This window comes from Rhizorhabdus sp. P4_G5 (assembly GCF_056401065.1).
In genome coordinates this window covers 60,277-86,381 of record NZ_JBFUKB010000006.1, presented here as the reverse complement: position 1 = coordinate 86,381, position 26,105 = coordinate 60,277, and the positions used below count along the sequence as shown (strand labels likewise).

Below are 26,105 nucleotides of genomic sequence, written 5' to 3'. Positions count from 1 at the left end.
AGCAAGTCAGGTGCAGAGAGATTCCAGCTTTCGCTGGAATGACGGGGTTGGGTAAGTTGCTGTGTTCGAGGGGCAGGCGCTCAGGATAAACTTCAGCTGAAGGCTGGAAGCCGGGATCTCAGGAGAGGTTCGCGACGTCCATTCGGTCCCTGACGACCGAGATCCCGGCCTCCGCCGGGATGACGGAGTTGGGGAGATGGCGGCCGTTCACCTCGCTGGCAGGTCAGAGTGGCGGGATCGCCAGTGACGGGTGTCACTGGCAGGCCAGGCACTCGTCATAATCCTTCACCTCGAGCTCGATCTGCTTGAGGTCGGGCGTGTTGTCCGCCTCGACGCCGCCGGCGAAGCCCGCGCGCTGGACCGATTTCGAGCGGAGATAATAGAGCGACTTGATGCCCAGTTCCCAGGCGCGGAAGTGGAGCATCAGCAGGTCCCACTTCTCGACATCGGCCGGGATGAACAGGTTCAGCGACTGGGCCTGGTCGATATAGGGGGTGCGATCGGCGGCGAGTTCGATCAGCCAGCGCTGGTCGATCTCGAAGCTGGTCTTGTACACGTCCTTCTCTTCCTGGGTCAGGAAGTCGAGATGCTGGACCGAGCCGCCCTTTTCGAGGATCGAGTTCCACACCGCGTCGCTGTTCTTCGCTTTCTCGGTGAGCAGCTTTTCGAGATAGGGATTCTTGATCGAGAAGCTGCCGGACAGCGTCTTGTGGGTGTAGATGTTGGCGGGGATCGGCTCAATGCAGGCGCTGGTGCCGCCGCAGATGATCGAGATGGAAGCGGTCGGCGCGATCGCCATCTTGCAGCTGAAGCGCTCCATCACGCCCTGGTCCGCGGCGTCGGGGCAGGGGCCGCGCTCGCTGGCCAGCAGCATCGAGGCTTCCTGCGCGCCGGCGGCGATATGCTTGAAGATCTTGAGGTTCCAGCTCTTCGCCATCGCGCCTTCGAACGGGATGTTGCGCGCCTGGAGAAAGGTGTGGAAGCCCATCACCCCGAGGCCGACCGAACGCTCGCGCGCGGCGCTGTACTTGGCGCGCGCCATCTCGTCGGGTGCGCGGTCGATATAGTCCTGCAGCACATTGTCGAGGAAGCGCATCACGTCTTCGATGAAGCGCTTGTCGCCGTTCCACTCGTCCCAGGTTTCGAGGTTGAGCGAGCTGAGGCAGCAGACCGCGGTGCGATCCATGCCATGCTGGTCGCGGCCGGTGGGCAGGGTGATTTCCGAGCAGAGGTTCGAGGTCGACACCTTGAGGCCGACATCGCGGTGATGCTTGGGCATCGCCCGGTTCACCGTGTCGTTGAACACGATATAGGGCTCACCGGTGGCGAGACGGGTCTCGACCAGCTTCTGGAACAGCGCGCGCGCATCGACCGAGCCGCGCTTCGATCCGTCCTTCGGGCTGACCAGCTCCCACTCGGCGCCATCGCGCACCGCTTCCATGAAGGCGTCGGTCAGCAGCACGCCATGGTGCAGGTTGAGCGCCTTGCGGTTGAAGTCGCCCGACGGCTTGCGGATCTCGAGGAACTCCTCGATCTCGGGATGCGAGACGTCGAGATAGACCGCGGCCGAGCCGCGGCGCAGCGAGCCCTGGCTGATCGCAAGGGTCAGCGAGTCCATCACGCGGACGAAGGGAATGATGCCCGAGGTCTTGCCGTTGAGGCCCACCGGCTCGCCGATGCCGCGCACCGAGCCCCAATAGGTGCCGATGCCGCCGCCGCGCGCGGCCAGCCAGACATTCTCGTTCCAGGTGTTGACGATGCCCTCGAGGCTGTCGTCGACCGAATTGAGATAGCAGCTGATCGGCAGGCCGCGCCCGGTGCCGCCGTTCGAGAGAACCGGCGTGGAGGGCATGAACCACAGCTTCGAGATATAGTCGTAGATGCGCTGGGCATGCGGCTGATCGTCGGCATAGGCCGAGGCGACGCGCACGAACAGGTCCTGATAGCTTTCACCCGGCAGCAGATAGCGGTCGGTCAGCGTGTCCTTGCCGAAATCGGTAAGCAGCGCGTCGCGGCTGTGATCGACCTCGATCGGATAGAGCTGCGGCGTGATCTCCATGCTGTCGATGCCGGGCTTCTTCGCCTTGGGCTCCGCCGCCGGGGCCTCGGTTGCGGCCGGTGCCGCATTGGTCCGGGGCTCCTTGGCCGGAGAATCGATGATCGTCGCCACGTCGTTCGAGCCCACTTCGCTGCTGCCAGAAAGATCCATCACGCCCGTCTCCCGCGCACTATAATAGAACCGGCCGCAAAAGGCCATGTTCGTGATACGTTCGACTCGGGGCGTTCGTTCAAGATAGTGCTTCCGCGGTGCTATTCCAGCGCCGAATTGGCGTTATCCCCAGTTTAACATGCCGCTGTGGATCATTCGCCCGGAGCCAAGCTCCCGGACGCCAGCCACCACTACTAGCGTTGCCCCTGTTGTCTTACACCACCTATAGTGCCTCATCTGAATCTGGACGCAAGAGTCAAAATGACGGTTCGGGGACTCCGCCCATCGCAAAGCGCGAAACGGGCGAGCAAATGCGGGCGGAAAAATCTTCTCGTCCTGTCGGGCGGCGAATGGAAAAGGGGCGGTGGGCCGGCGGCTGCGGGCTCCGAACCGCCCGCCAAGGGATATGTGCCCACCCCACCCTCCTGAAAGGAGGAGAGCGAGCCTAGCGCGTCCCGCCTTTAATATGAACCGCTCATCCTGAGTAGGGGCTGAGCTTGCCGAAGCCCCGTATCGAAGGACGTCCTTCGATACGCCATTTCGACTTCGCTCAATGCCTACTCAGGATGAGCGGGAAGTGCTTCAGATTAAGAGCACGCGACTCTAGCGCGTGCTATCGAACCATGGGAGCAAGACCACGACCGCCACCCCCAACCATCGAGGCAACTCGCCGACCCCGGTCTGACGATGCTCGCGCTCGGCACGGCCGGCGCGACCTTTATGTTCCTGCGCTGGACGGGGTTCATGCGGCGATAGCATCCGCGAACCAGATCAGGGGGCGCCACCGTTCACGAACGGCTGGACCCGCAAGGGAGGAAAAACCACCTCAAGCGGCTTGGTGTCGGGCAATATATAGACATATCCACCTTTTTTCCGAAAAAGGGGACGCACATTCCCGTTGTAGAAGGCCAAGGGCACGTTGATGCACCCGAATGTTATCCGATTGTCGTCGATAGTCGGAGAGAGCATCCGCTGACGCCGATGTTCCTGCTTGCTGGCTCCCTTCGGGATCGGATGAAGCGCGACGGACATGGCGTAGTCGACCCAGAGCACCTTTTGCCGTCCCGCGGCCGATCCGAATCTGGCAAGGAAGCGGCCCGCAGGCGTTGTCTTTTCCGCGGGGCCGATCTGGGCAAGATTTTTGTTGCCGATGCCGGGGCTTGCGTCATCGCCCAGGGCAACTCCGATCAATACCGGAACACTGCCGAGCGATTTCCCGCTCGAGTCGAACAACAAGAGGGAAGCAGCCTTCTTGTCGACGATGATATAGGGCAGCGAGCTATTATCCCCTGACGCGGCGACCCAATCGGCAACGCGCGTAGCCGCCGCCGATCGGCTCACCTCATCCTCAGCTTCCGTGCCGGCCGGCTGCGACGACCGTGCCCCTGACGGCTGGGCGCTCACCTCCGCCCCTGCAGGCAGGGGAGTGGCCAGCGCAAGTCCAAGCGCTAGAAAGGCATCGATCATCGGGTGAGGCACTCGAAATGAAACAGGCGTCGCCTGCAAAGGCGACGCTGCAAATCACAATCTTATCGGCATTTGCGTGTCGTGGCCTCAGTTGCGAGGGCGCTTCCGCTGATTTTCCTGCATCCGCTGCTCGATGCCGTCCACCCGCGCATTGAGTTGATCCAGACGCTGACCGTCATTCTGCGCCTGCCCCGATGCGGCCTGTGCCTGTGCCAATGCGGACTTCGCCGTGCCATCGGTCTCCTGCAGTTTCGCCTCGAGTGCATCGACGCGCTGGCTCACGGGAGCGATCTGCTCCCTCACAAAGTCCTTCGTGGCGCAGCCACCCAAAGTCAGTGCACCAACCAAAATCATAGCCGCGGGGGCAATTTTCGTCAGAGAGGGCGACATGGCATTCTCCAATCCTTAAAAACGATACAACCCAAGACCGAGCGCTCATGTTCCGACAATTCGTTTCTGTCCGGCTGTGCATCTGCTCAGGTGAGTGGATGGCCTCCGCATCCTGATCCTCCAGGGCAGTGGATTGCTGCTCTATCGGTGTATGGAGACGCCTCAAGCGTCTGCTGTGGGCCTAGGCGACACTTGCGGTTGAAACGATAGCTGACGGATTCGAAACATGGCGCTCAAGCGGATGGACAACGTGGGAATCGTCGTCGCTGACCTCGGCAAGGCGATGGATTTCTTTCGCGAACTCGGCCTCGAGCTCGAGGGGCGCGCCACGATCGAAGGAGAATGGGCCGGACGTGTGACTGGACTGGGCGACCAGCGTGTCGAGATAGCCATGATGCGTACACCGGACGGCCACAGTCGGATCGAGCTCTCCCGCTTCCTCACGCCGCCTGTCGTCGCAGATCACCGGAACGCTCCGGTCAACGCCTTAGGCTATCTCCGCGTCATGTTCACCGTGGACGATATCGACGAGACACTTGAAAGGCTCCACGCACACGGAGCGGAGCTTGTAGGCGAAGTTGTCCAGTATAAGGACGCGTATCGCCTCTGCTATCTTCGCGGACCTGAAGATATCCTCATTGGACTTGCCCAAGAGCTAGGCTGAGAGCAGCATCGCCCGCCGGTTTAGCTGGCCGGGATCAATCCTAGTACCGCTCCGGCACGTACATGTCGTCGGGAACGGGGTGGCGTTCATAGTCGTCATGGCGGACGCGTTCCGGCAGGATGACCTGCGACTTCGGCACGTCCTCGTAGGGGATCTGGTCGAGTAGATGGGCGATGCAGTTGAGCCGCGCCTTCTTTTTGTCGACCGCTTCGACCACCCACCAGGGCGCCTCGGCTATGTGGGTGCGCTCGAGCATCGCTTCCTTGGCGCGCGTATAATCCTCCCAACGGCGGCGCGATTCCACATCCATCGGCGACAGCTTCCACTGCTTGAGCGGATCGTGGATGCGCATGTGGAAACGAAACTGCTGTTCCTCGTCGGTGATCGAGAACCAGTATTTGAGCAGGATGATGCCGGAGCGCACGAGCATCCGCTCGAACTCCGGAACCGAACGGAAGAACTCCTCGACTTCTTGTTCGCTGCAGAAGCCCATCACCCGCTCGACGCCGGCGCGGTTATACCAGCTGCGGTCGAAAAGCACGATCTCGCCAGCCGCCGGCAAGTGCTGTGTGTAGCGCTGGAAATACCATTGCGTGCGTTCGCGCTCGTTCGGTGCCGGCAGCGCCGCAACCCGGCAGACACGCGGGTTGAGCCGCTGGGTGATGCGCTTTATGGCACCGCCCTTGCCGGCGGAATCTCGTCCCTCGAACAGCACGACGATCTTCAGGCCCTTGTGCTGGACCCAATCCTGCAGACGGATCAGTTCATGTTGTAATCTGAACAGCTCGCGAAAATAGATGCGCCGTTCGAGGTGCTCGCGGTCGGGATGCTCCTCCATGTCGGCGAGCATGGTTTCGAGACGGCCCTCGTCGATCTCCATCTCGAGTTCTTCGTCGAAGCTGTCGGCCAGTTCCTGCCGGATACGCTCCACCTGGGATGTTTCGAAAAGGGACATGGCTGTTTCCGGACGCGAGAGCGAAAGTCTGCGTTTGGCGCCCGCTGATGACAGGCGTATGACGCCGAGGCTGCGAGAAGGTCCAGAATGGACGAAAAGCAGCGATTGTGTCGAGTTCGCGACATGCTTAACAGGCATAGCCAATGTGCTGTCGCGAGGGGGGAGAAAACATGCACGGTGAGATCCAGCGGTATGAAGCGGACGGGCTGTATATGGAGAGTCGCCTCCACATCGAGCCGAGCTTCCACTGACCGCCATGGTCGACGCGTCAAGCGGAAGCGCCGCGAAGCTGCGGCGGGAAGCGGCAAAGGCACGGCTTCTTGCGCATAACACGACGAATGAGGAAGAGCGTGAGCGGCTCAGCGCCATCGCTGCGATGCTCGATCGCGAGGCGCTGGCGATCGATGCGGCATTAGGGGCCCGCCCCAGCTAAGCCGCATCCGCGACACTGTCCCGCTCCCGGACAGATAGTTGCATTGGCCAACTGGCGCGATCCACGTTAGAAGGTCGCCGAGGGGGCTGCAATTTTGCTAACGTCGTTGTGTGTGGTTTCGGAGTCGTGCTGACCGGAGGCATTTTACGCGGTCAGCGTTTGGCCGCGTTCGAATGGCGCGAGACGTTCCTTGTCCAGATCGTCCTCCGAACGCTCCTGATCGTCGCGCTCCTCGGTGGCCTGCTGGCCGCGTTCATCCTGGTCGCCGCCGGCAAGGCCGATGAATTAGCGGTCGACCGGCAGCAGCACCTTATCGCGACGGTCATCGAGCAGAGCTTTCGCACGATCGAGCATGATCAGGAGGCATCGACCGTCTGGGACGATGCCGTCGAACAGATGAACGCGCCGACACGGGACGACGACTGGATCGATCGTAACCTCGGGATCTGGTTTTACACCTATTATGGGCATGACGAGGTGTTCATCGTCGATGGCGCCGATCGGATCATCTACGCAATGCGTTCCGGACGGCGCGAAGGCGTTCCGGCCTATGCCAAATCGATCGGCACCACAGTTACGCCGCTGATGTCCGAGCTGCGCGGCAAAATGCGCAACAGTGACAACAGCGGAAATGATGCGACGGTGCTGAGCCCAGGCGCCAGCGACCTCGGTACGGTTCACGGCCATCCGGCGATGATCAGCGTAAAGCCGATCGTTCCCGAGACAGATGACATCGTGGTGAAGCCGGGCAGTCAATATCTTCACGTCAGCATCCGATATCTCGACCGCAGTTTCGCCGCCGCTCTGGCACGGCGCTATGAACTTGCCGATGGCCACTTCGCCAAGGCGCCTCCCGACGACTCCAAATATCGACAGATTCCGCTGCGTGCCCGAAGTGGGAGCCTGCTTGGATATTTCGTGTGGGAACCATTCCGTCCCGGGACAGCCATGCTCGGTGAATTGGCACCGGCGCTGATCGTCGCGCTGCTGTTCGTGTTCGTGATCGTTGCGTGGTTGCTGCATCGGATAAGCCATCGCACGCTGCAACTCAGCGTGGCGAAATCGCATGCCCTGCATCTTGCCAACCACGACCCGCTGACGGGTCTAGCCAATCGTGCGCTGTTCGACAGGCGCCTTGGCCGCGAGCAGGCCCAGCTCGATCTCACCGGTCGATCCCTCGCTCTGCTGTATGTCGATCTTGATCACTTCAAGAATGTAAACGATCATCTCGGCCACCCCACGGGAGACCTACTGATCCGCGCGATGGCGCGGATATTGCTCGATCTGGCGCCCGGCGATGTGGTGGCCAGGCTGGGCGGCGACGAATTTGCGATCATCCATGTCGCCGACGATGCCGCGTCATCGGCTGAGCAACTTGCCCAGAGCATCCACCGGGCGCTGGCCCGTCCGATCGACCTTGGCGACGGCGAAGTGCTGATCGGCGCAAGCATAGGTATCGCGGTAGCGCCCGGCGACGGCCATGATCCGGTCGAACTGGTTCGCAAAGCGGATATTGCGCTCTATGACGCCAAGCTGACGGGCCGGCGGCGCCACAGCTTTTTCACGCCGGAAATGGGTGATCGCATCCGCGAGCGCCACGAGATCGAAGCCGAACTGCGCGAAGCGATGCGCGCCGGCGAGGGCCTTAGGGTTGTCTATCAGCCCTATTTCGGTGCCCGATCCGGCGAAATGATCGGCGCAGAGGCACTGATCCGGTGGGACCATCCACTGCGCGGCCCAATGCTGCCCGAGCAGTTCATCCCTACCGCCGAGGAGTGCGGACTGATCGAGACGCTCAACGAATGGGTGCTCGAACAGGCGTGCATCGCCGCCGCGCGGTGGCCTGCTGGAATCATTTCGGTCAATCTGTCGGCGGTGCAGCTGCGCAACCCTACGCTGGCGGAGCGGATCTACACGATCGTCAAGCGGGCCCGGCTATCGCCGAGCCGGCTCGAACTCGAGATCACCGAGACCAGTTTCCTCGAAAGCAGCGAGAAATGCCGCCGCAACCTCGGCTGGCTGCGCGACATCGGGGTGCGGATCGCACTGGACGAATTCGGCACCGGTTATTCTTCGTTCAAGCATCTGCGCGGCTTCGAGATCGATCGGATCAAGATCGACCGGAGTTTCGTCTCGACCATCCAGCTCGGGCAAGGCGGAAGCCCGGTGATCCAGGCGATCATCGATCTGGCGCGGGTAAGCGCTTTGTCGACGATAGCGGACGGCGTCGAGACGGAGCAGCAGCAGCTCTTCCTGACAAGCATAGGGTGCGATGCCCTGCAGGGCATCCTGCTGGCCGAGCCGGTCGAGGCGGCCGATCTTGAGGCGCGCTTTCTCGGTGTGCCGGCCCGGCCTCGCCTGGAGCCGGAAGCCTAGACAGCCTCGAGTGCGTCGGCCTCGATCATCGCCTCGACGAACTCCCCGCGCATGCAGTGGTTGGAACTCATTGCCGAACCATAGCCGCCCGCGTTGATCAGCGCGATCCGGTCGTCCTCGACAAGAGGAGGCATCGCATGATCTTCGATCCACAGGTCGAGCGCCTCGTTGATATTACCGGCGATGGTTACCCTCTGCCATCGGCTTCGGTCGGTTTCGCGCAGCCGGCACATGACGGGTTCGCACGGCAGCCCGTAATGCGCCGGCTCGGGCGCAAGGTTGAAGCCGCCATCGACCGACACGAACAGGGTCTCGCGCTTGTGCTCGACGCCCGTCACCGACAGCAGCAGGATGCCGGCATCCTTGACCAGATAGTCGCCCGGCTCGATCGCTATGATGAGGCGGCGCCCGCCGAAGTGGCGCGCGACGATGGCGGACCAGCGATCGAGATCGAGCGGCGCCTCGCCGGCGCGGTGTGGAAGGCCGAGCCCGCCGCCGATATTGACGGTGGTGACGTCCGGCAGGTCATCGAGGAACGGCGTCGCTGCGGCAAGTGCGACTTCCCAGGCATCAAGCTGCTGCGACAGATAGCCGCAGCCTACATGGAAATGGACGGTGGTGACCACAAGCCGATGATGCGCTGCGAGCGCGATCGCCTCAGCCCATTGCTCGCGATAAATTCCGAACTTGGTCGTGCGCATTCCGGCATAGGTCAGCCGGGCGTCGTCGCCATAGCCGGTACCATGGCCGGGATTGATGCGGATGCCGATGGCGCGGCCCGGCGCGCGCTCGCCGATGCGGCGGATCTGGCTGAGCGAATCGCAGTTGATATGCATCGCTGGCTGGGCGAGCAGCCTGTCGAGATCGTGGTTGGAGACACCGGTGCCGGTGTAGCTGATCTGTCCCGCGGCGAACCCGCAGGCCAGGGCATGATCCATCTCGTTCGGCGAGCAGATATCGACGCCGATGTCCCGCTCCATCGCCAGCATGCGCAGCAGTGGCGCGAAACGGTTGCATTTCATCGCATAGTAGAGGCGGTGATCGCACCCTGATCGCGCCAGTGCCGCGCGAAGCCGCGCCACATTGGCGCGGATGCGCGCACCGCTGTAGAGAAAGAGCGGGCGATCGTGCTGCCGCGCCAGCGCCTCGACATCCTGTCCCGCGAAGATCAGCCTGCCATCTTCATCATGGTGAAGATCGTCGCGAGCCCACCAGTCAGCCGTCATCGCGCATCGCGAGCCAGGTGCGGCCCGCGGCATCGGGCTGTTCGCTGCGACCGGCGGCAATCCGCGGCCCCGCATCTGCACGCGAACTGGCGGTGAAGCCGGTCCTCGGTGGCGGCATAGTCGATTTCCTCGAGGAGGGTTGGGGCTTCATCTTCGTTCCTTCGTCACTACGATGAAGCCCAACTCTCCTTAAATCACAATCTCAAATCTGTGCCATTGGTACTGACGGCGGACAGGGCATGGTCGTGCCCATGGGATTTCCAAGCGCGACGATGATCCGCCGGCTGCGCGCTATTCAACCTTCATCGATCGCGCCGGATTGGTGCCGCGGTGAAGGGATCGGTTGGGGCCATGGAGATCAGGACGAGGTCTGACGCCTCGACAAGCCGGAGTTGTTCCGGCGGAGGGTCATGCCGATCCGAGGATGGGGGAATACAGCGATTGGGGCGTACCGACCTTGCCGTCCGGTCTTGCCGAGTTCTTCAATGCCTCGTCCACCCTTCGCGAAATGCCGACCCACTTGGCTATTTCCGCCGTATCGCCCTGCAGCGTCGCAAACCCCACCCGCTCGGCGATCAGCTTGACGAGGCCGTCGCCATGCTCTGCGATCAAGCGCTCGACCAGAGCCGAACTGGCTACGGTCTGTTGGCTATTGGCGTGATGCTCGGGGTCCGCGGGTGAAGGCCTATGTTGTGCCGCCTCCTTGATGAGCTTCAAAAGTTGGCCAGCATCGCGAACCGCGTTCGCTTTATCGAAGCAAGCAAAGGCGCCTCGTCCGAGGGCCTCCTCTCGCACACCGGATCCGTCCGCAGTGTGCCCTGACAGCATCACTACGGGGATCCGTTTCTTGGTAAGCACTTGAAGATACTCTAAGCCACTCGTACCGGGCATTTCTATGTCCAGAGTTACAACATCAACAATCGTCTCGGACAATATTCGTGCCGCTTCGGAGGCGGAGGATGCCGCCCCAACTACAGTTACTTCTTTATCCTTTTCGAGAACGCCAGTCATCATGGCGCGAATAACGAGGGAATCGTCGACAATCAGGACGTTGATTGATGCCATGTCGACGAATTCCCACGTTACCCTGTCATTATCGCCACTTTATGCGGGAAGGTTGCATAAGCTGGTCTCACTTAAATGGGCGGAAAGTCATAATTTAATATGAATCTCGGCCGAAAAGGGGGGTTATACTTTAGTATATAGGTAGAAACCACTATTATACTTTAGTCCAATAAGATCGATGGAGTATTTCACCGATAGTAGCGCCAGCATTGCCTGCTCCTGTAATGGGCTCCTGCAAGCTGCTATTCTGCGGCGCCGAGCGTCAATCGCGGCCGTTGCACCCCCGTGCATCTTGCGCAGATAAAGGCGCATATCGCCGATCGCCTGCTCAATCTCGGACAAGGAAAGCGAAGCCGATCTGACCGGCCAGCATCAGCGGGAAATTGGTGAAGAAGGTGTTCAGCCAGCTGCCACCATCGGTGAACCGCGCCTTGAACTGGGTGGACCCGGCCATGTCGACCGAAAGGAACGGCCTGACCATGGCTCGCAAGCTCCCCTAGAAGGTGGCCTTCGCCGAGAGGATGGCACCAGCCCCGCCATTATGGCCGGCTTCGAGCGCGCCCTTGTAGTTGCTGTCGACATAGAAGGCCGAGATTTCGAGCAGGTCGAGCTTCCAGGTCAGGCCTGCCGACCAGTCCCACTTTTCGTCATAGCCGCCATTTTCGCGACCAATGGCGAAGGAGGCCGTCAGCGGCAGGCTGCCGATCGCTACATCCGCACCGAGCGCAGCGTAGAAATTGTCGCGCGTCGTGTTCGACTGGTCGGGCGTGTAGGCCAGCGTGAGTGTCGTCGTCACCGGGCCGATTGTCTTTGCAAGCGTCGACTGCAACTCGATATAATTCGCGTCGTTGCCGCCTGGATAGAGATAGGCATAAGCGCCGGCCGAGTAGCTGAGCCCTGCCACTTCCCCGCCATAGCCGCCATAGACGTCGATCTCGACCTTGGAACCGCCATAGTCGGCTATGTTCGATGCCCAGGCGCCAGCGAAGAACCCCGAGCTGGATGCGACATCAACACCGCCTTGCACGGCGGGATCGCGATTAGTGAGGCTGAGGCCGCGGAAACGATAGTCTGACACGATGGCCAGATTATAGGAAATCGTTATCGGCGCGGCCGAGTCCGCGGCCTTTGCCCGCGCCTCGGCTTCTGAGTCGAGAGATGTTTCGGCACGAGCCATGGCTGGCGCGAGCGCGATTCCCACCGCCAGCAATGAAGTGATGTGCCCCCGCATGCGGGATCTATGGTCTGTCGCCGTTGCCGCTGCAACCGGCTTCTCGCCTGGAGCCTGATTGTTTAAGGTGGAAGCGCTACGCGCGTCCACCCCGAAGCGTGAATCAGGCCCTCGTATATGGGTTAGACCTTGATTCACGGTTCAGGCCATCCAGCCGGACCGATCAAGATTTAGCGCCGTCCGGTAGCCAACTCCCGCACCACCGCGCGCACTGCGTCGACATGGGCGACTGCGGCATCTTCCGCCGCTGCGGCATCGCTGGCCGCAACGGCGGCGGCGATCGCGCGATAGTCGGCGATGCGGATACCGCGAAGCTTGGCCGATGGGAATTGCGCGTGGATGATGTGAACGCCTATTGCGGGGAACAGCCGCTGTAGTTCGCGATTGCCGCCGATCAGCAGCAGGGTACGGTAGAAGTTCCGGCGTGCGGCGCTGAAAACCGCCGGCTCATCCGCTGCGGCTCCGATCAAGCCGTCGATTGCCGCCTGAAGCGGCGTGGCATGCTCGGGACCGTAACCGATGGCGGCGGTGCGCGCGGCGAGCCGCGTCAGCGCCTCTGCTACGTCCAGCACTTCCAAGCTTTCGGGCAAGTCCAGTTGGCGAATCGCCGGCGAGCGGTTCGGACTGAGATCGACGACGCCGCGCGCTGCGAGATGCTGCATCGCTTCGCGCACGGCATTCCGACCGACGGCGAAACGGCTGGACAGGTCCGTTTCAGCCAGGCGCTGGCCCGGCACCAGCCGGCCCAATTCCAGATCCTGGAGAATGCCCAGATAGACCCGACGGGCGGTGCCCGCCGGCTCGGCGCCGGACCAGTTGCTGTCGTCGAGGGTCGGATCGTTGGACATCGTCGGATTGATTGTTCCACAATATTGTTCTATAGTCGATGGAAATCGATAGCGTAGCAGGTGAAATGACGGACTTGTTGAACCTAGAGGGCAAAGTGGCGTTCGTGACCGGCGCTTCGGCAGGGCTAGGGGCGCATTTTGCAGGCGTGCTGGCCCGTGCTGGTGCCGAGGTGATCGTCGCCGCGCGACGGGAGGGGGCGCTCGCGAAGGTGGCGGAGGAAATCCGATCGGCCGGCGGTCGCTGCAGCACCGCTTCGCTCGACGTGTCGAGCGCAGCCAGCATCACCGCAGTCGAGCCGCTGCTCGCCAGCGCCGACATTCTCGTCAACAATGCGGGCATCGCGATCGAAAAGCCTTTTCTCGCGCAGGAGGAGGCGGATTGGGACGCGGCGATGGACACCAACGCCAAGGGCATGTTCCTGCTGACCCAAGCCGTAGCGCGCGGGATGATAGCGCGGGGCAGCGGAGGTTCGATCATCAACATCGCCTCCATCCTGGCTCTGCGCCAGGGTACGCACCTCGCCACCTATGCGATTTCGAAGGCCGCAGTGGTCCAGATGACCAAGGCTGCGGCGCTCGAACTCGCCCGTCACGGAATAAGGGTCAATGCGATCTGCCCTGGTTACATCTCCACCGACATCAACAAGGGGGTGTGGGAAACGGACGGCGGCAAGGCGATGCTCAAACGCATTCCACAGCGCCGGACCGGCGAATTGTCCGAACTGGATGGGCCGCTGCTGCTGCTCGCCTCCGACGCTTCCTCCTACATGACCGGATCGGTGATCGTTGCCGACGGCGGCCATCTGCTCAGCTCGCTTTGATAAGGAAAACACGGTGACCGAACGCGCTCTTGCCATCGCCTCCAAGGTCGAGACCTTTGTGCGGGACGTCATCATTCCCTATGAAAATGACCCGCGCGCGGGAGCGCATGGCCCATCCGAGGATCTCGTGCGGGAAATGCGCGCCAAGGCGCGCGTGGCCGGCGTGATGACGCCGCATATTCTGGGCGACGGATCGCACCTCACCCAGCGCGAGACCGCGATCGTGCTCATCAAGTCCGGCCTTTCGCCGCTCGGGCCTGTCGCGGTCAACACCATGGCGCCGGACGAGGGTAATATGTACCTCATCGGCAAGATCGGATCGCCCGAACTCAAGGCGCAGTTCCTCGATACGCTGGTATCGGGCGAGGGCCGGTCGGCGTTTTTCATGACGGAACCCGCGTCGGATGGTGGGGCCGGTTCGGACCCGTCGATGATGAAGACGACCTGCCGGCTCGAGGGCGACCATTGGATCGTCAATGGTCGCAAGGCCTTCATCACCGGTGCACAAGGTGCAAAGGTGGGCATCGTCATGGCGAAATCCGAAGCCACGGATGGCACCGGCGGAGCGTGCATGTTCGTCGTCGACCTGCCGGATCCCGCAATCCGCATCGAGCGGCTGCTCGACACGATCGACAGCTCGATGCCGGGCGGCCACGCGGTGGTTACGATCGACAACCTGCGTGTGCCGGCAGGGCAGATGCTGGGACGCAGCGGCGAGGGTTTCAAATATGCCCAGATCCGGCTGTCGCCGGCGCGACTGTCGCACTGCATGCGCTGGCTGGGCTGCTGTATCCGCGCGCAGGAGATCGCCACCGATTATGTCTGCCGCCGCGAGGCGTTCGGCAAGAAGCTGATCGACCATGAAGGAGTCGGCTTCATGCTCGCCGAGAACCGGATCGAGCTCAAACAGGCCGAACTGATGATCGACTGGTGCGCCGGCGTGCTCGATGGCGGCTCGCTGGGCACGATCGAAAGCTCGATGGCCAAGGTCGCGGTGTCGGAGGCGCTCTATCGCATCGCCGATCGCTGCATCCAGGTGATGGGCGGCACCGGGGTCTCCGGCGATACGGTCGTCGAGCAGATCTTTCGCGAGATCCGCGCCTTCCGCATCTATGACGGTCCGACCGAGGTGCACAAATGGTCGCTCGCCAAGGCGATCAAGCGCGAACATGCCAAGGCGCACGCGCAATGAGCACCAGCCAGGACGAGAATAGCGGGACTACAGCGGTTCGCGAGGGTTTCGCCTTCGACGAGGCGAGCCTCGTGCGCTGGATGGCCGACAACGTCCCGGGCTTCCAGGGGCCGCTGAGCGTCGAGCAGTTCAAGGGTGGGCAGTCCAACCCGACCTACAAGCTGGTGACGCCCGCCAAGGCCTATGTGCTGCGCCGCAAGCCGCCCGGGCAGATCCTGAAGGGTGCACATGCCGTCGAGCGCGAGGCGGCGGTGCTCGCCGGGTTGGAAAGCGCCGATTTCCCAGTCGCGCATGTCTATGGTCTGTGCACCGATGATGCCGTCATCGGCACATGGTTCTACGTGATGGACATGGTCGAAGGGCGGGTGTTCTGGGACGCGAGCCTGCCAGAAGTGTCTCGCGCGGAACGTCCGGCCTACTTCGACGCGATGAACGCGACCATCGCCGAGCTCCACAGCGTCGACTATGCCGCGGTGGGACTGGGCAACTATGGCAATCCGGGCAATTATTTCGAGCGGCAGATCGGCCGATGGTCGCGCCAGTATCTCGAGGATGGCGAGGCAGGTCGCGATCCGAACATGGACAAGCTGATCGAGTGGCTGCCGGCGAACATCCCGCCAGGCGAAGAGACAAGCATCGTCCACGGCGATTTTCGTATCGACAATATGATCTTCCATCCGACCGAGCCGCGGGTGCTGGCGGTGCTCGACTGGGAACTGTCCACCCTGGGGCATCCGCTGGCCGACTTCGCCTACAACGCAATGATGTACCACATGCCGCCGCACATCGTGGCTGGCCTGGGCGGTGCCGATCTGGCGGCGCTGAACCTGCCAAGCGAGGAAGACTATATCGCCGCCTACTGCGCGCGGACCGGACGAGCTTCGATCCCCGGATACCATTTCTACACCGCCTTCAATTTCTTCCGCATCGCCGCGATCTTCCACGGCATCAAGGGCCGCGTGATCCGCGGCACGGCGGCTTCGGCCCAGGCGGCAGAACGTGCGCGTGTCTTTCCCGAGCTGGCGCAGATCGCCTGGGCGCAGGTGCAGCGGTAAGCGCACTCTTTGCGGTGGCCCCCGAAACGGTTCTCAGCCACGCCGGGATGCCAGGCAGGAGAAATCGCAGCCTTGCCGCTGGCTCAGAGGGCCGTCTTCCGGTCACGTGTGGCCGGCTCCCAGCCGAATACCGATCGGCCGCCGAGCGCGTGCGACTGGCGCCGTTCCTGGGCGAGGAACGCCTCAAAGGATGGGCCATGCGCGGTCGCCTCGAGCGCGCGTGCCTGGGCGTCCAGCCTGCGGATCGCGCCGAGCTTCTCGTCCTGGCCGAGCTTTGCCGCCTCGACCGCTGATTTGAGAACGCCGATCGTCTTGTCATAGACCCTGATCGGCACCGGGAAGGGATGGCGATCCTTGCCGCCGTGCGCGAGCGAGAAACGCGCCGGATCGGTGAAGCGGCACGGCGCACCATGGAGGATCTCGGCGACCAGCGCCAGCGAGCGGACAGTGCGGGCGCCGATGCCTGGCACGAGCAGCAACTCGGTAAAGTCCCGCGGCCCGGCCTCGGCCGCGGCGGCGAGCGCGCCGTGCAGCCGCCGGATCACGACATCCTCCGCCCGCACATCATGATGATCGGGCAGGATCAGTTGCGGCAGTAGCGGCTCGGCGCTGGCGGCGGGACATCGGTTCTCGCGACGCAGGATGGCTGCTTCCCTGGCGATCCCATCGGGACCCATGCTCCCAAGCAGATCGAGTTGCGTCGCCCGCGACACCGCCGCACGACGATCGGCAAGGTTGACGATTTCCCCGCCGCCGCGTCCCTCGATCGCGGCATGCGGCGCGTCGACGAAGCTCTCCAGCCCTTCGGATAGCCAGTGATACCGTCTGGCGCGACGGGTCGCGTCGTTCATGCCTTGCTGAACCACGACCCATGCGCCGTCGTTGGCGACAACGAAGCCATGAAGATAAAGATCGAAGCCGTCCTGAACCGCCGCGCTGTCGACCTTGGCAACGAGCTTGCTGGTGCGCGCCAGCGCCGCACCGTCGAAGCCGCCCTGCGTGCCGGCCAGCAGCAGTTCCGCAGGGGTGCGTCGGCTCTGTTTTCCGCGCCCGCCGCAGACATGCAGGCCAAGTTCGCCGCGCAATGGCTCCAGCCCGCGCTTCAGCGCGCCGATCACGCTGGTGGTGATGCCTGAGGAATGCCAATCCATCCCCATCACCGCGCCGAACGACTGGAACCAGAAGGGGTTGGCCAGGCGACGCAGGAACTCGTCGCGGCCATAATGGTGTACGATGGCCTGGGCCATCACTGCGCCAAGCCGGGCCATGCGCTGGCCCAGCCAGGCCGGCACGCGTCCACCATGCAGGGGAAGATCGGCACTGCCGGCACGTTGAGGCATGATTCGGAATAGAACGAAACACGAACGACTGCAAGCCGCCAGCGCATCCAAGGAACAGCGCGCGGCGCCCTTCGTTTTTGACGCGAAGGAGAAAGATAATGGCAGATGACAATCTGGCGAACCGCCCGTCCGAAGCCGGAGCCGCTGCTGGCGGGCCCGCCGAGAACGGCGTGGATGACGCAAACCTCACCGAAGAGCAGCGGCTGGAGATACGCCGGCGCCGTGCCATGGCGAGCGCGGTCGATGATGCCGATGCCAGCCATCAGGGCGGAATGGGCGCCCAGGGCGGCGCGGCCGACTTCGGCAGGCCCAAGAATTTCGGACTGCCGGAGTAGCGCGATAGTCAGGCCGGCCGGGTGAAGCTGCCCGGCCGGCCGAGCGCGGCTTCTATTTGGACGTCAGCGTCCACACGCCATCCCAGTCCGCGCCTGGTGGCGTCTGCCCGAACGCACGGCATCGTTCCACATACATGGCCGACGGACCATCGCCCGGCATCGCCTGCAGCGCCTTCAGGAATGCCTGCTCGGCATCCCCCCATTGCATAGCGCGATACGCAGTGAACCCCGTCGCATAATGTTCGAGCATCGCGCCCAGGCCCCTGTCGACCTCGGCCGCACGGTAGCCGAGCGATTCATGCACGCCGACGGGGAAGTCCTTGCCCTTCACGCGGATCAGATCGATCTCGCGGGTCAAGCTGGGCGAAGCGAGCCGCGCGTGAGTGAATTCCGAAAACAAGATCTTCGAGCCATAGACTTTGTTGGCGCCCTCCAGCCGCGAAGCCAGGTTCACGCTGTCGCCGATCACGGTATATTCCATGCGCTTGATGGACCCGATGTTGCCGACGATCACATCGCCGGTGCTGATGCCGAGTCCGATGTCGATCGGTTTCTCGCCCATCGAGCTGCGCTTGAGATTGAGCGACGCCAGCTCGATGAGCATCTTGTTCGCCGTGGCGATCGCATTGTCCGCGTCGTTCGGGCCTGCGAAGGGCGCGCCGAACAGCGCCATGATGGCGTCGCCGATATATTTGTCGAGTATGCCCTTATGCTCGAATATGACGTCGACCATTTCGGTGAAATAGCTGTTCAGCATCGCCACCGTCTCGCGCGCGCCGATGGCTTCGGCGATGGTGGTGAAGCCGCGGACGTCGGAGAACAGGATGGAGACGGTCTGGTCCTTGCCGATCAGTTCGCTCTCGCCCGCCTCCAGCAGCTGATCCGCGACTTCCTTCGACATATAGCGCGCCATGGTCGAACGGACGCGCTTCTCGCTGGTGATGTCCTCCATCACCAGCATCGATCCGATCACCGCATCGTTCGCGTCCAGCAGCGGTGCGGCAGTGAGATTGATCGAAGCGGAGTTGCCGTCGCTGCCGACCAGTTCGGCATCAACCGCCAGATAGGCTTCGCGGTCGCGATCGGTGCGCTCCAGCCGCTCGGCGATCCAGGCGTTCTTGCCTGAGAATGCATCGCGGGCGCTGGTGCCGATCAGTCCGTCCGCGGCGTTCATCAGCTTGCGCGCGGCTTCGTTGCTGGTGACGATCCGCGTATCCTCGTCGAAGGTGATGACGGCGTTGGAGGTGCTCTTCAGGATGCTCTCATTGTAGTTCTTCATATAGAGCACGTCGTCGAACAGCCGGGCATTCTCGAGGCAGACCGCGATTTGCGCCGAGAAGGCGCGCAGCCGGGCCTCGTCCTTCTGCGAGAAGCCCGAGCCGTCGCGCTTGTTGAGGATCTGCGTGACCCCGATCCGGCCGCCATGCTTGTCGAAGATCGGCTGGCACAGGATCGAACGGGTGGTGAAGCCGGTCGAGCGGTCGACCTCCGGATTGAAGCGCGGATCGGCGTAGGGGTCGGCGATATTCTCCGCCACCCCGCTGGTGAAGACGGCGCCGGCGATGCCGCGGTTCGACGGCAGGCGGATCTCCCGGATGAGGTCGCCCTCCGCGAACAGCGAGAAGAGTTCATCGGTCTTGCGGTCGTAGACGAACAGGCTCGATCGTTCGGCGTTGAGCAACTCGGTGGTCGCGCGCATTATCCGCGCGATGAGGATCTCGAGCTGTAACTCGCCGGCCAAATCATTGCTCATCTCCAGGATGAGCTGCTCCTCGCGCAATGCTTCGAGCATATGCTGGAAGCCCCGGAAGATGTCGGCATATTCGTCGGTCGAAACCACCTCGAGCTTGACCTGGTCGAGCTCGCCGCGCTCGACCAGTCGCATTCCGTCGATCAGCTGGCTTGCGGAGCGCGACACCTCGTGCGCGGTGAGCAGGGCCATCATCACCGAGCCCAGCATGCAGATGCAGACGACGCCCGTGATCCAGACATAGAAGGGCATCATCATCGACACGCTGGGTTCGATGCCCTGCTGCACGAACATCCGCTGGACCTTGAAGATGATCGACGCGGCGAAGAAAATGAGCGGCAGCGCCGCGACAAAGATCGTCAGGTAGAGCAGCTTGCTCTTCAGCCGGATCGCGACCAGCTGGCGTTGATATTCGGGGGGCAGGCCGCCCTCGAGCGCCTGCGACAGCCGGATGATGGTTGGGACGAGCGTTCGGCTTACGCCGAAATATTCGAAGATCGCATGGGTCGGCGAGGCGAAGAACAAGGTGGTCGCGGCGAACACCGTCACCTGCCACATCTGGTAGCCGGCACCGACGACCAGATTGCCCAGCGGCAGCACGATGCACACCAGCATCGTGACTAGCGGCCCGTGCAGGAAGGTGACGCGCAGGAAGGAATAAAAGGGCAGGTTGAGCGCGCGCACCACCGCTTGGGCGACGACGTCGGGCGGTGGCTTCGCGCCGCTGTCCAGTGCGCGCAGCGCCGTGTCGACCGGGCGGAAATGACGGACGATCAGATAGACATCGCTGAGATTATAGATCGCCACGACGATCGGCATCATCACCAGCATGATGATCCACTGCCGCAGGGTGAATTCGAGCCCGAACAGCACCAGCGCGAGGGTGATGATGATCGCGGTCGTGCAGCCGCCCTGGTATAGCCAGACGAGCCGCCAGAACAGCGCGCGTGCCGAGGACCGTCCGGGCGGTGGCGCAGCGCTGCCGGCCGAGATGGGCTTCAGTTCGGTCATGATAGCGGGCGGAGCGGTCGGTTCATCTTGCCGTGCCTCTCCTTCGTCCCTGGTCCCCTGAAGGCTGCCCCCGGTGCGAGCCTTCCCGGCGCTGGTTTGCCGCCCTAGCCAAGGCTTTGTCCAGAGGAGTTTCATATAGCCGCGCCAACCACTCGGATGGCGCTGGCTGGACCTGAGTGAGCGCGCGCGACTTGCAGTTGCGTGCGTCGTCGGCCCTGGCGTCAGTGGATGATATAATAAACAGGAAGTATAGTTGTTCAGTAAATCTAAGATTAACCTTAAATATCCGAATATTATCCCGACGTTTATGATGTATTATAGTTTGGACGGTAGATGTGGTGAGCAATTTTGCTTCATATATCGATTGAATGGGTACGTATATCTGCCCGGAGATCGTGACTGCAGGGTTCGAAGATGCCTGTTGTTCGATTGTCGTGCAATGTATTGGCGTTGCCGTATCGGAAATTGTTGTCGCTGCTGGTCCTGCTGACGCTTCCGCTGCTATTGGCCGAACCTGTGGTAGCCATGCACCTCGGGCGGCTTTCGGCATCCGCGAAAGCCGCGGCATCCGATGGGGTAGGGCGCTTGACATGCCGCGCCGGCGACGGCCGGGCCTCGGTGGAAGAGGCCACGGGTTGGATCGTCGGATCCGCCGACACCGTGATGACGGCGGCGCACCTGTTCTATTCCCGCGACAATCCCATCGATCCGCGCGGGTGCGTGTTCCGGCTGTATGAGGCCGACGGCACCGTCCGGCAGGCCGCGCGCATCCGTTATGCCCGTTCGCCATGGCAACAAGAGCGCTATCGCGACGACAGCGCCCATGACTTCGCCGTGCTGAAACTCGACCGCGCGATGGCGGTGGGCCTCGTCCCGGCTATCGCCGCAGGAGGCCGTGGAACCCCGACTGCCGTGCTGTTGCTGTCCTTCCCCATCAGCGCAGCGGACCGCCTCGCGCGGAGGAGCGCCGGCGAAGCGCGGCCGTTCCCCTTCGGCATGGCACGCTACGGCCCCAACGAGATACGCATCTCCGATCCGTCCCGGCTATTCGCGAGTTCGGTCGATTCGGACTCCGGTTCGTCCGGAGCGCCTTATTACTCGGCAAGGGGCGGTCAACCGATAGGTCTACACCTGGGCTACGCCTGTGCAGGCGCCGAAGGCTGCATAAATTTCGGGCTGAAGCTCGATACCGATATGCTCGCGGTTATCGCCGCCGTCGCGGCCGATCGCGCCGACGATCGGGCACTGCAGCTGGCGGAGGCCGGCACAACCGGTCCGTTGCAGTACTGATCTGGTGCGAATGAAATGAAGCGTCCGCGCCCGCAGAATGGCGAGTGACGCCGATAAGCGGCTGATCTACATGCAACCCTGATGCCGTCATATTGCGGCGCTGGGACATGATGACGCCGTGACCGCACCTCCCGATCGAGACATGACGTTGCGGGCGGCGCGCCAACGGCCGTTCGTCCGGATAGCGGCAACGGGGGCAGCCTCGGGCGTAGATCGGCCGGTCGCGGACGAGACGCCGGTGGCGATAGAGTATAATGGCCTGGGCTATGCAGTGCTGATGGCGAGCCCGTCCGATCTCGACGACCTCGCCTTTGGCTTCAGCTGCTCCGAACGTCTGATCGAGGCGCCCGGCGATATCCTCGATGTCGATATCCATCCCGTCGAGCGCGGCGTGCTGGTCAGGATCACGCTCTCGGAGTCTCGCGTCGGCCTCGCCGCCGACCGCGTGCGGCATCGCGTCTCGGAATCGTCGTGCGGCCTCTGCGGTATCGAGAATCTGGAACAGGCGCTGCGCCCGTTGCCGCGGCTCGAAGCAGGGCAGCCGCCGGCCGCTGCCGCGATATTCGCCGCGCTCGCTGCGCTCGCCGACCACCAGCCCCTGAACGCCGAAACCGGGGGCGTCCACGCCGCGGCGCTGTGCGACCGCGATGGGCGGATTGTCCTGGTCCGCGAAGATGTTGGTCGGCACAATGCGTTCGACAAGGTGATCGGAGCGATGCTGCGCTCGGGCATTGCGTGGAATGGCGGTTTTGCGCTGCTCTCGTCGCGCTGCTCGTTCGAACTGGTGGAGAAGGCAGTGCTGGCCGGATGTCCGACCCTGGTTACGGTCTCCGCACCGACGGCGCTGGCGATGGAGCGTGCCCGCGAGGCTGAACTGCGACTGGTCGTGCTGGCCCGGTCAGATGCGATGCTGGTGGTGTCGTGAGCCGGCGCCTGCTCGGCGCTGTCCTCGCCGGTGGGCGATCGAGCCGCTTCGGGACGGACAAGGCCGAGGCGCTGTGGCAGGGCAAGCCGCTGGTCCAGCATGCGCTCGATGCTCTGCGGCCGCTGGTCGATGACGTGGTGCTCTGCGGCCGGGCCTATGGCGGCGCGCTCGCGATACCAGACCGGCCGGAGGCTGGTATGGGGCCGCTGGCAGGCCTCAATGCCGCGCTCCATCATGCCGCGGCGCAGGGGTTCGCCGCCGTGCTGTGCGTCGGCTGCGACACCCCGCTGCTACCGGCGGTGTTGCTCGAGCGGCTCAGCATGTCGCCTGGTCCCTGCTATGTCGCCGGGCTGCCCGTCATCGGCTATTGGCCGGCCGCCCTCGCATCGCAACTCGACGTCTTCCTGAGCGAAGACCGCAAACATGCCGTCAGGGCGTGGGCCGCATCGGTGGCCGCCGCTGCGGTCGACTGGCCGCCGCTGCCCAACATCAACGAACCGGGGGACATCGGCGCCTTGCCTAAGGCACCGCGCTGATCCGCCTCATGCGGGAGGCTGGGCACGCCGGATCGCGCGTTCGAAATGATATATTGTATCTTTGGACCGATCGTGCCATTCGGCCTGTCGAGAGGAAGAATCGTGATCCGCTTTGCTCCCGCACGTGACTTGTTCGACCGCCTCGCCATCGGCGTGTCGGCGCTGTGTCTTGCTCACTGTGCGGCCAGCGTCGTCCTTGTCACCATGCTCGCTACCGCGGGCGGTGCCCTGCTCCATCCGGCGATCCATGAGATGGGGCTGGCCCTGGCCATCGTGCTGGCGATCGCGGGCCTCGGCCGCGGCTACCTGCAGCACCGGCGGCGCGTGCCGATGATCCTGGGAACGGCGGGAATCGCGTTGATGGCAACCGCCCTGAGCGTGCCGCATGGGCTTCTGGAAGCGGGCCTCACGATGCTCGGCGTCTGCGGTGTCGCCGCGGCGCATCTGCTCAATGGCCGTGCTCATAGCTGACGGGCTGATCGGTCGGGTTCACCATCATTGCCGTTTGGTGCGGTAAGCCCTAAATTGCCGGCATGGCCACTGCACATGATCACCGCACGCACAAGGGCGAGTCGCTTGCCGACGCGGCGCGACGCGCGTTCGAGCGGGCAGGCGAGCAGTGGACGCCGATGCGTGCGGCGATATTCGCGGCCCTGAGCGCGGCGGAACGCCCGGCTTCCGCTTATGACCTGGCCGAGACCGTTTCGCGGTCGAGCGGCCGCCGCGTTGCCGCCAACAGCGTCTATCGTATCCTTGATGTGTTCGTTGCGGCCAACCTCGCCCGCCGGGTGGAAAGCGCCAATGCCTATATCGCCAACGCCCATCCCGACTGCGAGCATGATTGCATTTTCCTGGTCTGTGATGCCTGCGGGCGGGTGAGTCATCTGGACGACGACGGCCTGTCCAGTGCGGTGCGGCGCTCGGCCGAGAAGGCCGGATTTTCGCGGCTGCGCCCGGTAATAGAGGTGCGCGGAAGCTGTGCGGAATGTTCCGAAGGCGACCCCGCCTGACGTATCTCCGCTAGCTACGGTCCGGCAATGACGTTAAGGCGAGCAGGATGACCGACCGTCCCGTGACCCCGTTGCTTGATAGTGTCAGCACCCCCGCCGACCTGAGGAAGCTCAAGCCTAGCCAGCTCACCCAACTCGCGGACGAACTGCGCCGCGAGATGATCTCGGCGGTTTCGGTAACCGGCGGACATCTGGGGGCCGGGCTCGGCGTGGTAGAGTTGACGGTCGCGCTGCATTATGTGTTCGATACGCCGCGCGATGTTCTGATCTGGGATGTCGGCCACCAGGCCTATCCGCACAAGATATTGACCGGCCGGCGCGATCGCATCCGCACCCTGCGCCAGCCGGATGGCCTGTCCGGCTTCACCAAGCGCTCCGAAAGCGAATATGATCCGTTCGGGGCGGCGCACAGTTCCACGTCGATCTCCGCGGCGCTGGGTTTCGCGGTGGCCAACAAGCTGTCCGGCACATCGGGTCGTGCCATCGCGGTAATCGGGGACGGCGCCATGTCCGCGGGCATGGCCTATGAGGCGATGAACAACGCCAAGCAGGCCGGCAACCGGCTGATCGTCATCCTCAACGACAACGACATGTCGATCGCACCGCCGGTCGGCGCGCTATCGGCCTATCTTGCCAAGATCGTCTCGTCGCGCCCGTTCCTGTCGATGCGCAGCCTTGCCAAGCGGGTGGCCCAGAAGCTGCCGCGCCCGCTCCATGACTTCGCCAAGCGGTCCGAGGAATATGCCCGCGGCATGGCCACCGGCGGCACTTTGTTCGAGGAGCTGGGCTTCTATTATGTCGGCCCTGTCGATGGGCATAATCTCGACCACTTGCTGCCGGTGTTCGAAAATGTTCGCGACAGCGATCATGGCCCAATCCTGATTCACGCCGTGACCAAGAAGGGCAAGGGCTATGCCCCGGCCGAGGCGGCCGCCGACAAATATCACGGCGTTCAGAAGTTCGACGTGGTCTCGGGCGAGCAAGCCAAGTCGCCGCCTGGTCCGCCCAGCTATACGGCGGTTTTCGCCGACGCTCTGATTCGTGAGGCTGCCCGCGACGAGACGATCTGCGCGATCACCGCGGCGATGCCGTCAGGCACCGGACTAGACAAGTTCGGCGCCGCCTATCCAGCGCGCAGCTTCGATGTGGGCATTGCCGAGCAGCATGCGGTCACCTTTGCCGCCGGCCTGGCCGCGCAAGGCTATCGCCCGTTCTGCGCTATCTATTCGACTTTCCTGCAGCGCGCCTATGACCAGGTCGTCCATGATGTCGCGATCCAGAACCTGCCCGTCCGCTTCGCGATCGACCGTGCGGGACTGGTCGGTGCCGATGGGTCGACCCATGCCGGCAGCTTCGACATCACCTATCTGGCGACCCTGCCCAATTTCGTGGTGATGGCGGCGGCGGACGAGGCCGAGCTCTGTCACATGGTGCATACCGCCGCGCTCCATGACAGCGGGCCGATCGCGCTGCGCTACCCGCGCGGCAACGGCGTCGGCGCGGCCTTGCCGGCGGTTCCCGAACGGCTGGAGATCGGCAAGGGCAGGCTGGTGCGCGAAGGCAAGACCGTCGCGATCCTATCGCTTGGTACGCGGCTCGGCGAGGCGCTGCGCGCGGCCGACCAACTCGAGGCGCTTGGCCTGTCGACCAGCGTGGCCGACCTGCGCTTCGCCAAGCCGCTCGACGAGGTGATGATCCGGCAGCTGCTGACCAGTCACGAAGTGGCGGTGACTGTCGAGGAAGGCGCGATCGGCGGCCTCGGCGCGCATGTGCTGACACTCGCGTCGGACCTCGGCCTGATCGACAACGGACTGAAACTCAGAACGCTGCGCCTGCCCGACGTCTTCCAGGAGCATGACAAGCCCGAGAAACAATATGCCGATGCCGGACTTGATGCCGAGTCGATCGTGGCCACGGTGCTGGCGGCGCTTCACCGCAACAGCACCGGACTGGAAGTGCGGGCGTAGCGGCTAATC

25 protein-coding genes are annotated in these 26,105 nt (G+C 63.2%); 13 read left to right on the top strand and 12 right to left on the bottom strand.

The window, feature by feature from the left end:
* Positions 1–253 precede the first annotated feature (253 nt).
* From AC1DQK_RS12820 to AC1DQK_RS12810, 3 genes are all read right to left on the bottom strand, one after another.
* Positions 254–2,209, bottom strand: a complete 1,956-nt coding sequence (locus AC1DQK_RS12820) for a ribonucleoside-diphosphate reductase subunit alpha (RefSeq protein WP_477871412.1) — start codon at positions 2,207–2,209, stop codon at positions 254–256.
* A gap of 771 nt (positions 2,210–2,980) precedes the next feature.
* Positions 2,981–3,676 carry a hypothetical protein gene (locus AC1DQK_RS12815; protein WP_477871050.1) on the bottom strand — a complete coding sequence of 232 codons (696 nt, stop codon included), beginning with the start codon at positions 3,674–3,676 and terminating at the stop codon, positions 2,981–2,983.
* Between the two features lie 87 nt (positions 3,677–3,763).
* Positions 3,764–4,066, bottom strand: a complete 303-nt coding sequence (locus AC1DQK_RS12810; protein WP_477871048.1) for a hypothetical protein — start codon at positions 4,064–4,066, stop codon at positions 3,764–3,766.
* Between the two features lie 226 nt (positions 4,067–4,292).
* Here AC1DQK_RS12810 and AC1DQK_RS12805 point away from each other — a divergent pair, with 226 nt between their 5' ends.
* Positions 4,293–4,730: a VOC family protein gene (locus tag AC1DQK_RS12805; protein ID WP_477871046.1), complete on the top strand. Its 438-nt coding sequence runs from the start codon at positions 4,293–4,295 to the stop codon at positions 4,728–4,730.
* Positions 4,731–4,770: 40 nt separating this feature from the next.
* Here the strand turns inward: AC1DQK_RS12805 and ppk2 are convergent, their stop codons facing one another.
* Complete coding sequence (gene ppk2, locus AC1DQK_RS12800) at positions 4,771–5,685, bottom strand: polyphosphate kinase 2 (protein WP_477871044.1); 915 nt, start codon at positions 5,683–5,685, stop codon at positions 4,771–4,773.
* Between the two features lie 256 nt (positions 5,686–5,941).
* Between ppk2 and AC1DQK_RS12795 the strand changes: the two genes are divergently transcribed.
* Together AC1DQK_RS12795 and AC1DQK_RS12790 are read left to right on the top strand one after the other, a co-directional pair.
* Positions 5,942–6,118 carry a hypothetical protein gene (locus AC1DQK_RS12795; RefSeq protein WP_477871042.1) on the top strand — a complete coding sequence of 59 codons (177 nt, stop codon included), beginning with the start codon at positions 5,942–5,944 and terminating at the stop codon, positions 6,116–6,118.
* A gap of 126 nt (positions 6,119–6,244) precedes the next feature.
* A complete protein-coding gene (locus AC1DQK_RS12790) occupies positions 6,245–8,494 on the top strand; it encodes a bifunctional diguanylate cyclase/phosphodiesterase (protein ID WP_477871040.1) in 2,250 nt (749 codons plus the stop codon).
* Here the strand turns inward: AC1DQK_RS12790 and AC1DQK_RS12785 are convergent.
* The 6 genes from AC1DQK_RS12785 to AC1DQK_RS12760 all read right to left on the bottom strand — a co-directional run bounded on the left by AC1DQK_RS12785 (position 8,491) and on the right by AC1DQK_RS12760 (position 12,864).
* Complete coding sequence (locus AC1DQK_RS12785) at positions 8,491–9,720, bottom strand: diaminopimelate decarboxylase (protein WP_477871038.1); 1,230 nt, start codon at positions 9,718–9,720, stop codon at positions 8,491–8,493. The two genes, AC1DQK_RS12790 and AC1DQK_RS12785, sit on opposite strands and share 4 nt — an antisense overlap.
* Entirely contained in the window at positions 9,710–9,838 is a 129-nt protein-coding gene (locus AC1DQK_RS12780; protein ID WP_477871036.1) for a hypothetical protein, read from the bottom strand. Before AC1DQK_RS12780 ends, AC1DQK_RS12785 begins: the two co-directional genes overlap by 11 nt.
* Before the next feature lie 290 nt (positions 9,839–10,128).
* A complete protein-coding gene (locus AC1DQK_RS12775) occupies positions 10,129–10,785 on the bottom strand; it encodes a response regulator (RefSeq protein ID WP_477871034.1) in 657 nt (218 codons plus the stop codon).
* Between the two features lie 328 nt (positions 10,786–11,113).
* A complete protein-coding gene (locus AC1DQK_RS12770) occupies positions 11,114–11,266 on the bottom strand; it encodes a hypothetical protein (RefSeq protein WP_477871032.1) in 153 nt (50 codons plus the stop codon).
* A gap of 15 nt (positions 11,267–11,281) precedes the next feature.
* Positions 11,282–12,016 carry a TorF family putative porin gene (locus AC1DQK_RS12765; protein WP_477871030.1) on the bottom strand — a complete coding sequence of 245 codons (735 nt, stop codon included), beginning with the start codon at positions 12,014–12,016 and terminating at the stop codon, positions 11,282–11,284.
* Between the two features lie 170 nt (positions 12,017–12,186).
* Entirely contained in the window at positions 12,187–12,864 is a 678-nt protein-coding gene (locus tag AC1DQK_RS12760; protein WP_477871028.1) for a GntR family transcriptional regulator, read from the bottom strand.
* A 65-nt stretch (positions 12,865–12,929) separates the two neighbouring features.
* On the opposite strand from AC1DQK_RS12760, the gene AC1DQK_RS12755 reads away from it, so the two are divergent.
* From AC1DQK_RS12755 to AC1DQK_RS12745, 3 genes are read left to right on the top strand one after another with little or no spacing between them, the layout of a single operon-like run.
* On the top strand, positions 12,930–13,685 hold the full coding sequence (locus AC1DQK_RS12755) for an SDR family NAD(P)-dependent oxidoreductase (RefSeq protein ID WP_477871026.1): 756 nt from the start codon (positions 12,930–12,932) through the stop codon (positions 13,683–13,685).
* 13 nt (positions 13,686–13,698) lie between these two features.
* Entirely contained in the window at positions 13,699–14,877 is a 1,179-nt protein-coding gene (locus AC1DQK_RS12750; RefSeq protein WP_477871024.1) for an acyl-CoA dehydrogenase family protein, read from the top strand.
* The gene (locus tag AC1DQK_RS12745; protein ID WP_477871022.1) at positions 14,874–15,932 is read left to right on the top strand and encodes a phosphotransferase; all 1,059 of its coding nucleotides are present in this window, start codon (positions 14,874–14,876) and stop codon (positions 15,930–15,932) included. The genes AC1DQK_RS12750 and AC1DQK_RS12745 overlap by 4 nt, the downstream gene beginning before the upstream one ends.
* Before the next feature lie 83 nt (positions 15,933–16,015).
* Here AC1DQK_RS12745 and AC1DQK_RS12740 read toward each other — a convergent pair whose 3' ends face one another.
* Positions 16,016–17,272: a DUF763 domain-containing protein gene (locus AC1DQK_RS12740; RefSeq protein ID WP_477871020.1), complete on the bottom strand. Its 1,257-nt coding sequence runs from the start codon at positions 17,270–17,272 to the stop codon at positions 16,016–16,018.
* 98 nt (positions 17,273–17,370) lie between these two features.
* On the opposite strand from AC1DQK_RS12740, the gene AC1DQK_RS12735 reads away from it, so the two are divergent.
* Entirely contained in the window at positions 17,371–17,607 is a 237-nt protein-coding gene (locus tag AC1DQK_RS12735; protein WP_477871018.1) for a hypothetical protein, read from the top strand.
* Positions 17,608–17,659: 52 nt separating this feature from the next.
* Here AC1DQK_RS12735 and AC1DQK_RS12730 read toward each other — a convergent pair whose 3' ends face one another.
* Positions 17,660–20,368, bottom strand: a complete 2,709-nt coding sequence (locus AC1DQK_RS12730) for an adenylate/guanylate cyclase domain-containing protein (RefSeq protein ID WP_477871016.1) — start codon at positions 20,366–20,368, stop codon at positions 17,660–17,662.
* A gap of 468 nt (positions 20,369–20,836) precedes the next feature.
* Here AC1DQK_RS12730 and AC1DQK_RS12725 point away from each other — a divergent pair, with 468 nt between their 5' ends.
* From AC1DQK_RS12725 to dxs, 6 genes are all read left to right on the top strand, one after another.
* Positions 20,837–21,658, top strand: coding sequence for a trypsin-like peptidase domain-containing protein (locus AC1DQK_RS12725; protein WP_477871014.1), 822 nt, complete (start codon positions 20,837–20,839; stop codon positions 21,656–21,658).
* A 142-nt stretch (positions 21,659–21,800) separates the two neighbouring features.
* Positions 21,801–22,583 (top strand): formate dehydrogenase accessory sulfurtransferase FdhD, encoded by a 783-nt coding sequence (gene fdhD, locus AC1DQK_RS12720; protein ID WP_477871410.1) that lies wholly within the window; start codon positions 21,801–21,803, stop codon positions 22,581–22,583.
* Positions 22,580–23,119 carry a molybdenum cofactor guanylyltransferase gene (gene mobA, locus AC1DQK_RS12715; RefSeq protein ID WP_477871012.1) on the top strand — a complete coding sequence of 180 codons (540 nt, stop codon included), beginning with the start codon at positions 22,580–22,582 and terminating at the stop codon, positions 23,117–23,119. Before fdhD ends, mobA begins: the two co-directional genes overlap by 4 nt.
* A gap of 102 nt (positions 23,120–23,221) precedes the next feature.
* Positions 23,222–23,590, top strand: coding sequence for a MerC domain-containing protein (locus AC1DQK_RS12710; RefSeq protein WP_477871010.1), 369 nt, complete (start codon positions 23,222–23,224; stop codon positions 23,588–23,590).
* A gap of 62 nt (positions 23,591–23,652) precedes the next feature.
* On the top strand, positions 23,653–24,129 hold the full coding sequence (locus AC1DQK_RS12705; RefSeq protein WP_477871008.1) for a Fur family transcriptional regulator: 477 nt from the start codon (positions 23,653–23,655) through the stop codon (positions 24,127–24,129).
* Between the two features lie 47 nt (positions 24,130–24,176).
* Positions 24,177–26,096: a 1-deoxy-D-xylulose-5-phosphate synthase gene (gene dxs / locus AC1DQK_RS12700; RefSeq protein WP_477871006.1), complete on the top strand. Its 1,920-nt coding sequence runs from the start codon at positions 24,177–24,179 to the stop codon at positions 26,094–26,096.
* Positions 26,097–26,105 lie beyond the last annotated feature (9 nt).